At 33.7% G+C, this 495-nt stretch carries 1 protein-coding gene; it reads left to right on the plus strand.

The window, feature by feature from the left end:
• The coding region (locus tag ACFIO5_RS09930) for an NAD(P)H-dependent glycerol-3-phosphate dehydrogenase (protein ID WP_375705308.1) at positions 1 to 291 on the plus strand (291 nt) is incomplete at its 5' end.
• Positions 292 to 495: the final 204 nt, after the last annotated feature.

A 495-nucleotide genomic window follows, 5' to 3' on the forward strand; every position in this document is an offset into this window, starting at 1 on the left:
GGTGATCTGGTTTTGACATGTACTGATAATCAGTCGCGCAACCGCCGTTTTGGAATGCTGCTTGGTCAAGGAGTGGATATAGAAGAAGCGAAAAAACAGATTGATCAAATTGTTGAAGGTTACTTAAATACTAAAGAAGTTCATATGCTAGCACAACGTATCAGGGTAGAAATGCCAATTACAGAGCAAATTTACCACGTGCTCTATTGTGGTAAAAGTGTATCCGAAGCGGCCAATGCATTACTAAGCCGTCAACTCAAAGATGAGATGTATGATACAGTACGCTTTTAAATTATTTAAATCTATGAAGGATATGGCCATAACATGAAAAAAACTGAGAAGAGATTACATTGATTATTTTATAAGACGGTAAGCTTTATCAAACTGGAAGCTTATAAGAGCCAGCATGTTTTGCCATATAATCTAAACATGAAAATTTTTATCATTATTTAAGTCATATATTTGAAAAAAATATCACACTATATGTATCATTTA

Source organism: Bartonella sp. AA86SXKL, from assembly GCF_042196885.1.